The sequence below is a fragment of the Pseudomonas sp. PS01299 genome (assembly GCF_029960145.1).
Lineage (GTDB): Bacteria > Pseudomonadota > Gammaproteobacteria > Pseudomonadales > Pseudomonadaceae > Aquipseudomonas > Aquipseudomonas putida_A.
This window is the reverse complement of record NZ_JASCPO010000051.1, coordinates 25,620-33,500: the sequence shown is the minus strand read 5'-3', so window position 1 is coordinate 33,500 and position 7,881 is coordinate 25,620. Positions and strand designations below refer to the sequence as shown.

The 7,881-nt window shown below is 58.0% G+C and carries 4 protein-coding genes and 1 pseudogene; 2 read left to right on the top strand and 3 right to left on the bottom strand.

Features of this window, described 5'->3' with window-relative positions:
* Positions 1-337 precede the first annotated feature (337 nt).
* The 3 genes and pseudogenes from QMX91_RS11965 to QMX91_RS11955 form a co-directional block, all read right to left on the bottom strand.
* A pseudogene (locus tag QMX91_RS11965) lies at positions 338-556 on the bottom strand (hypothetical protein); the annotation flags it as partial.
* A 29-nt stretch (positions 557-585) separates the two neighbouring features.
* Positions 586-3,504: a hypothetical protein gene (locus QMX91_RS11960; RefSeq protein WP_282412756.1), complete on the bottom strand. Its 2,919-nt coding sequence runs from the start codon at positions 3,502-3,504 to the stop codon at positions 586-588.
* Positions 3,505-3,845: 341 nt separating this feature from the next.
* Positions 3,846-4,205: a hypothetical protein gene (locus QMX91_RS11955; protein WP_027613916.1), complete on the bottom strand. Its 360-nt coding sequence runs from the start codon at positions 4,203-4,205 to the stop codon at positions 3,846-3,848.
* A gap of 634 nt (positions 4,206-4,839) precedes the next feature.
* Between QMX91_RS11955 and QMX91_RS11950 the strand changes: the two genes are divergently transcribed.
* On the top strand, positions 4,840-5,526 hold the full coding sequence (locus tag QMX91_RS11950; protein WP_282412755.1) for a hypothetical protein: 687 nt from the start codon (positions 4,840-4,842) through the stop codon (positions 5,524-5,526).
* Between the two features lie 218 nt (positions 5,527-5,744).
* The gene (gene flhA, locus QMX91_RS11945; protein WP_047599970.1) at positions 5,745-7,874 is read left to right on the top strand and encodes a flagellar biosynthesis protein FlhA; all 2,130 of its coding nucleotides are present in this window, start codon (positions 5,745-5,747) and stop codon (positions 7,872-7,874) included.
* The last annotated feature ends 7 nt before the right edge of the window (positions 7,875-7,881 follow it).

Here is a 7,881-nt window from a genome sequence, read left to right as displayed (position 1 = left end):
ACTGCAAATTTTCAGAAATACCGCGAGTTCAGGGTTTACGGCTGCTGCGCAACCGATCGGGGATGAATCCCCTCGCCACAGGTTCTTGCCTGCCTTCTTAGCCCGGCAACTGCAGATTATCCAGCGCTCGATTCACCGCCAGCTCCCCCGCCTGACCCAATGAAACGTCGGCTCCTGCCGCAGTCACTGTGGCGAGGGAGCTTGCTCCCGCTGGGTTGCGCAGCAGACCCAAATCCTGTCACTGCAAATTTTCAGAAATACCGCGAGTTCAGGGTTTACGGCTGCTGCGCAACCGATCGGGGATGAATCCCCTCGCCACAGGTTCTTGCCTGCCTTCTTAGCCCGGCAACTGCAGATTATCCAGCGCCCGATTCACCGCCAGCTCGCCAAGCATGATCAGTTGCGCGATGCCCAGCAGCGTCCTGCGCTGCGACGCCGGTATGAGGTGGGCGAAATCATTGGCGATGGTTCTGGCTGAAGCGAGTGTTTCGCAGGCATCGGCCAGCAGTTCTTCGTTTTTGAAGTCTGCGGTCACGGCGTACATCGAGCGGGTTTCAAGCGCCCCAATCGAGGCGCTTACAGAAATCAGTTGAACATAAAGTTATCGAAAATTACTTGTTCTTCGCCTCCGTTATAAAATTCAATGTAATTGATGTTCGCCGCGGAAAAAATTAACTGTGAAATACCTGCGCTGCTGATTAGTGGTCTTTCGTCTATATATCCCTCTGGGCCATAGAACAGGATCTTTCCGAGGGTGGCTTGAACGTCTGCGTAGTAAAAGCTTAATTTTTGCACGGGGGCTTTGAGCTCTATCCTGAATTTGGTTACAGCGCTCTCGTTAATTAACACGTTTCCTTCTATCGCCCCTGAAGCGCTATCCCTATTAAATGTGACGATTTTTAGTGATCCTGTTGAGCTTTGATTAATGATGCTTATCGCACCAGTATCTAAAGTTTCCAATGGCCCTATAAGTTGAGGGGGGACATTATCAAAGTTTTCATCTCTCTGGGTGCCTCTAAGGCTATAGATTCGTCGTGGGCAGGCTGTCGCGGTCAACTCACTGGCTATTCCGTCAAGATTTACTTTCACGCTGATCGTCAGCTCAGTTCCGTCCTTCAGTTCTTTTAACCACTCAATCGGAGCCGCCAGGGACAATCCATCCGGCGAATCATTGGGCTCTCCCGACCTGACGTCGTTGGTTATCGGCTCGCCGTTCTTGTCAAAGCCTCTACAGGTTGCCCAGATCGGTTGTCCTGGTTCGAACAACGGCCATCTTTCCGCGAGAATCCGTGCGTCTGTTGTGAGGTCTTGAACGCTCAACTCTTTACTGGTGTTGCCGTCGATATTAGGTGTAGGAAGACGCGGGTCTTCATCGATAATTTTCAGCAGTCTCACCTTGATCGCGTCTGATTGGCCAGCGTGGCCACCGTTGCGATACAAGTTCCCGCGCAGCTCGATCACCGTTCCATGTCGCGCCGCTAGGAATGCGGGGCTCAACAGTGTGTTCACTCGCTTGTTGCTGTTGAATTCCACCAACGGAAACGGCGGCCAACCTGCCGGTGGATTGTCTTCCTCCAGGCATGCCTGGTCGCCGCTCAATGCTTCTGGGTATTCGATGCGCACCGTCACCCCGTCCGGGTAGGCCAGGACATCAATCGGATCTTTGGCCGGTGCTACAAGGAACGGTGGCGGCAGCTCCCCCAGCGCCGTCCCGATGCGCAACGTCAACTCATGAGAATGCCCCAGCGTCTCGCCCGCCCGCTGAATGCTGTAATCGGCAACCACCGTACCGTTCAGGTTGGTGGTCACGTATTTTTTCTCAACGGTAATCCGCACAGGCCGGCCAGCGGTGGCAGGGATCAGGTCGACATGACTACTGACGCTACCGCCGCTGGCAGAGCCGCGCCAACGGTAGTTCACACGATCCTTGTCGCGGGTGCCGAGGTACGGCACCACCAGCGTGGCACCGGTGGGTGGCACGTTGTCCGGATCGAGCACGTCGTTGGCATCTGCGCCCTCGACTTCCGGCCGGTCGAACGTCGGCAGGGCGACGCCGACCTGCATCATGAACGGCAGCGACTCGCGAACGCTCAACAGCCCCGTTTCGCTGTTGGTGACGACGTAATAGACCTTGACGTTCAGGCCATTGAAACGCTGGATTTCGGCATTGCTCACGCTGCGCAGGACGGGCTGATTGTCCGCTACGTTGCCGACCGGGCGCGGATCTTCGTAATAAACGGTGTCGTTACCGGGCGCCAGGGCCCACCAGATCAGGTTGAGCAGGTCGCTGCTGTTGCGACCGGGATACCAAGGGATCTGCACAGTCGCCCAAGGCGTTTCGGGTGGCAACGTTCCGCCCGGTGCCTCGTCGACGGTGGGGGCGACTAACTGGCTGATGTCGCCAATCACGGTGACGCTGGCATTTTTTGAGCGGCGGTCGCTTTCATCGCTGCGACGGCGCACATAGCCGACCGAGGCTGCGCCTTTGGCAATGGCTTTGACGGCGGCGTTGGGGATGGGGAAATCGAGTTGTAAGGGCACGTACGACACCTCTTTCTCCAGCGGCCCGACGATGATCTGCGAGCCTTGCGCCGGGGTGCCGATCCAGGTCAGGAGTACCTTGTCGCCCACCGCAAAATCGTCCATGGTGATGTAAACGCGGGCGGTCACATCCTCATCCCCGAGCTGGTCGAGGTCGATGCTGTCGGTTGGAATGCCGTTGACCAGCACCTGCGGTTCGTCCAGCCGATTGCCCCCCAGGTCCACCAGCAATTCACGCGTCGCTGACCACGGCGCACGTTCGTCCGGGTAATTACCGCAGCGGTCAATGACCTGATAAGCCACCGCGACACGATCACCGTCCCCGGCGGCGTCGATAACGGCGCGGCTGAAGACAACCTCGATCGGGTTTCTGATCGGGTCCTGGGCCTGTTCCGGCGTAACGACATGCACCACTTGCTGGCTGCCCCAGCGGGCGAGAATGCGGTCGTATCGGGTGAGGTTGCGGTAAGGCACGATGTGCATCGTCACCCCGCTGGGCGGCAAGGTTTCATCGACCTCGTGGTGGGAGAGGGAGAACTTGAGATCGGAGTGGCCGTCATCGCCGGGAATGTCATCGTACCCCCCGGGACGCGTGAGTTTGACCAGCAGGGTCATGACCGGTAACGAGTCCTCCGGGGTCTGGGTCTTGCGCGTGATCCGGTAGAACACTGGCGTGGCATCCCCCTCAAGTACCTGGCCCTTGGCAATGGTGAAAACCACGTCCTGGTTGAGCTCTGCATCGTTCTCGAGGGTCTTGCTCCAGACCGCGGCGCTGTCATTGTCCCAGAACACCTCGGCCAGATCGCCAATGGACATGGTCAGCCAGGCGGGGATGATGCCTTGCAGATCGCCTTCCACGGCTCTGATGGGTATGCCGCCGTCATAGTGTTCGGCAGGGCTGAGGTTGACCAGTGCCGGAAAGTACGGAGGTCTGAGGGCTCGCGGGGGTTGCTGGCTGGACATTTGGCGAACTCCGGTCGGGGGGGTGGGTGACGGAGTTATTGAGCGCGCGTTGGAGGAATTAGGCACCTGTCAGATCTGACAGGTGCCGGCGGGTTTCCGACAAGTGGTCATGTGGGCTGAAGGAAAGAGGCGACAAACCGCCGCCCGGTTAAATGAGGTGGCGGTTTTTTAAGCCTGAAGACATGTGTCGGCTGTGAGGCCGCTTTCGCGAGCAAGCCCGCTCCCACAGGGATTGGGGTCGATCACAAACCTGTGCTACACGCCGAACCTGTGGGAGCGGGCTTGCCCGCGAAGACGTCAGCAGCCGCAACGCCTCACTCAGGGCTTGTCACAGATCCCTGCTACTGCGGCAACTCCAGATTATCCATCACCCGATTCACCGCCAACTCGCCGAGCATGATCAGTTGCGCGATGCCCAGCAGCGTCCTGCGCTGCGACGCCGGTATGAGGTGGGCGAAGTCATTGGCGATGGTTCGGGCTGAAGCGAGTGTTTCGCAGGCATCGGCCAGCAGTTCTTCGTTTTTGAAGTCTGCGGTCACGGCGTACATCGAGCGGGTTTTGCGTTGAATGGGCGTGGCGCCGGGCGAGCATAGGTAGTGGTCGAGGGCGCGGTCGGCGGCTTCGTGGAGCTTTTTTGAATCGAGGGATTCGTAGGGGGAGGTGGCGTCGGTTTCGGGTGGGTTGGGTGTTGGTTTGATCATGGTGAAGCTCCGTGGTTGATTTGGCCGCCACGGCTCATCGCTAAACAAGTAAAGGTGGCGGCTGTACGCAGGTTAGCGATCCGGGTCACAGAAACCCCGGGTAGACCCGAAGGTCTCCCACGCACAGCCACCATGACACCAAGTGCAGATAGACAAACCTGCAATTGAGACTGGGGATTGAGCGTCTGTAAGGTATCGGATCGCTAAACCCGATCGCTGATTCGTCAGCGACCGAACCACAATAGAACCCGACCCCAAAGCGCACAAGCCGGCGGATTCTGGCGTAGCTGTAGGCAATGGCGCAAGAATATGTAGCCCGCAAGGCGTGTCTGGAGGTGTCTTTTAAACGCTAGCGTTTAAAGGTGCTGCGCATGATTCTGTGGTGTCGCGGATGGCCTCTTCGCGAGCAAACCCGCTCCCACAGGGGATCTGTGTGATACCCCCAATCTGTGTTCATTGCGGCGCGATTCCTGATAAATCAAAAGACCGCGGCCTTCCGTTTATCTGAAAAAGACCTCTACCTGTTAGTTCTGACAGTGGACACAAAGGGCATTCAGCTATTCCATGTTCCTTGGCAGGTTTCACGGGCAAGTCGCCTTCTGACCTGTCTTTAACATTCGCCAAGGAGAAGGTCATGCAAGAGAACTACAGAAAGCTTGAAGGAATGAGGTTCGAATTCGTTTCCGGGTCGGTGGCGAAAGAGTCTGATCATATCGCTTGCACGTTCACTTTTAAGGCGATGTTGGACTTCACGCATTTCGTGCACATGAGCAATGCGTATGTGCCGGGCTATCTCGATTCGTATATCAATGCGATCAAGCCAAGGTTGGACGGGGTAGCCCACCATAGTCTCTACAACCGATTCAATAGTGCCGCTGGCAACATTGGTACTGTTGAAGAGTTGGTCAGAGTTTTCTCTTCGCCCAACAACTACTCCGATACATGGAGTAGCAATGGCACCGGCCTACTGGCGCGTTATCACAAACCACAATTTCACATGGTCGGTGATCAGTTACAGGTCACGGGTGGGCAGGACTTTCGATGGGAGGTCGAGCCGGAGGTCGAGCGGAAGATCGAACGGAAGATCGAGCCACAGGATGTGCCGGACATTTACTTTGTCTGGGCACTGAGTGTGTTGAAGGCATACCCCGAAGATCCTTTTCATCAGCCTGAGGAAATCGTGACTTTGGGCGATTCTGAGGAGGCGCTTGTCGACGTGGGAGGGAAGCCGATCCGTAAGGGTACGCGCTACCTGGTGGGCCGCGATTTGCGTCTTGGTGCGATAAATCCAGAGCAAATTTTGACTGCCGGGTATCCGTGAGTGCGCGGGTTTTTCTGATTTTTGTTCACTGCTAATGGTGATAGCCGTCCTGCGTCTGTTTTGCGGTCGGCTCCATGGCGCCCAGCTTCTCTCAAGACACTTCCCCTGAAGCAAACCTCAATTTCAATCCCCGGCAAAAGTTGGAAGGCTTCTTGCAGTAGCCGCCGTGCGCCTGCTTTGGGCGTCAAAAGTTTGCTTTAAAGGAACGGGGAAAACCGGTGGATCGCTCTCAGTTATTCAACACTGCTCGCTCGAATGTTGCCGACCTCAGTCGAGGCAATCTGGGCGTGCCGTTGTTGCTGCTGGTCATGCTGGCAATGATGATGTTGCCGATTCCGCCGTTCCTGCTCGATGTGTTCTTCACCTTCAACATTGCCCTGTCGATTGTCGTCCTGCTGGTCTGTGTGTATGCGCTGCGGCCACTGGATTTCGCGGTGTTCCCGACCATTCTGCTGGTGGCGACGCTGCTGCGACTGGCGTTGAACGTGGCCTCGACGCGGGTGGTGATGCTCCACGGTCAGGACGGCCACGCCGCCGCCGGTAAGGTGATTCAGGCCTTCGGCGAAGTGGTGATCGGCGGTAACTACGTGGTCGGTATCGTGGTGTTCGCGATTCTGATGATCATCAACTTCGTCGTGGTGACCAAGGGTGCCGGGCGGATTTCCGAGGTGAGCGCACGCTTCACCCTCGATGCAATGCCTGGCAAACAAATGGCGATCGACGCCGACCTCAACGCCGGTCTGATCGACCAGAACCAGGCCAAGGCCCGCCGTCAGGAAGTCGCCCAAGAGGCTGAGTTCTACGGTTCGATGGACGGTGCCAGCAAGTTCGTCCGTGGTGACGCCATCGCCGGCCTGCTGATTCTGTTTATCAACCTGATCGGCGGTATGGCTGTCGGTATCTTCCAGCACAACATGACCTTCGCCGACGCGGGCAAGGTGTACGCCTTGCTGACCATCGGTGACGGTTTGGTGGCGCAATTGCCATCACTGTTGTTATCGACAGCGGCGGCGATCATGGTGACCCGTGCTTCCGGTTCGGAAGACATGGGCAAGCAGATCAATCGGCAGATGTTCGCCTCGCCAAAAGCGCTGGCGGTGGCTGCCGGTCTGATGGCGGTCATGGGTCTCGTCCCGGGCATGCCGCACTTCTCGTTCCTGAGCATGGCCGCGCTGGCTGCCGGTGGTGCGTACCTGTTCTGGAAAAAACAGAACGTCGCCAAGGTGCAGGCGCTGCAAGAGGTTCAGCGTCAGCAGGAACTGCTGCCGTCGCCGGCCCGCGCCATGGAAACCAAGGAGCTGGGCTGGGACGACGTGACGCCGATCGACATGATCGGCCTTGAGGTCGGTTACCGCCTGATCCCGCTGGTGGATCGCAATCAGGGCGGGCAGTTGCTGGCGCGGATCAAGGGCGTGCGCAAGAAGCTCTCGCAGGACCTGGGCTTCCTGATGCCGACCGTGCACATCCGCGACAACCTCGATCTGGCGCCGAGCGCCTATCGCCTGACCCTGATGGGGGTGATTCTGGCCGAAGCCGAGATCTATCCGGACCGCGAACTGGCGATCAACCCGGGGCAGGTTTACGGCACGCTCAACGGCATTACCGCCAAAGATCCGGCTTTCGGCCTGGAGGCGGTGTGGATCGAAGTCAGCCAGCGCGCCCAGGCGCAATCGCTCGGTTACACCGTGGTCGACGCCAGTACCGTGGTCGCGACCCACTTGAACCAGATTCTGTACAAGCACTCCAGCGAGCTGATCGGCCACGAGGAAGTGCAGCAACTCATGCAATTGCTGGCCAAAAGCTCGCCGAAACTGGCTGAAGAGCTGGTGCCGGGCGTGGTTTCGCTGTCGCAGTTGCTCAAAGTGCTGCAGGCGTTGTTGGCCGAACACGTGCCGGTACGCGATATCCGCAGCATTGCCGAGGCTATCGCCAACAACGCCGCCAAGAGTCAAGATACCGCCGCCTTGGTCGCCGCAGTACGCGTCGGCGTATCCCGCGCCATCGTCCAAAGCATTGTAGGCACTGACTCCGAGCTGCCTGTGATCACCTTGGAACCAAGGTTGGAACAAATATTGCTCAATAGTCTGCAGAAGGCAGGACAAGGCTCTGAAGAGGGCGTTCTGCTGGAACCAAGCATGGCCGAGAAGCTGCAGCGTTCGCTCATCGAAGCGGCGCAGCGCCAGGAAATGCAAGGTCAACCGGTGATCCTGTTGGTAGCAGGCCCGATCCGCGCGATGCTCTCGCGTTTCGGCCGCCTCGCAGTCCCAGGGCTGCACGTGCTGGCCTACCAGGAAATTCCGGACAACAAGCAAGTGACCATCGTTGCGACAGTAGGGCCCAACGGCTGAGGTAGTG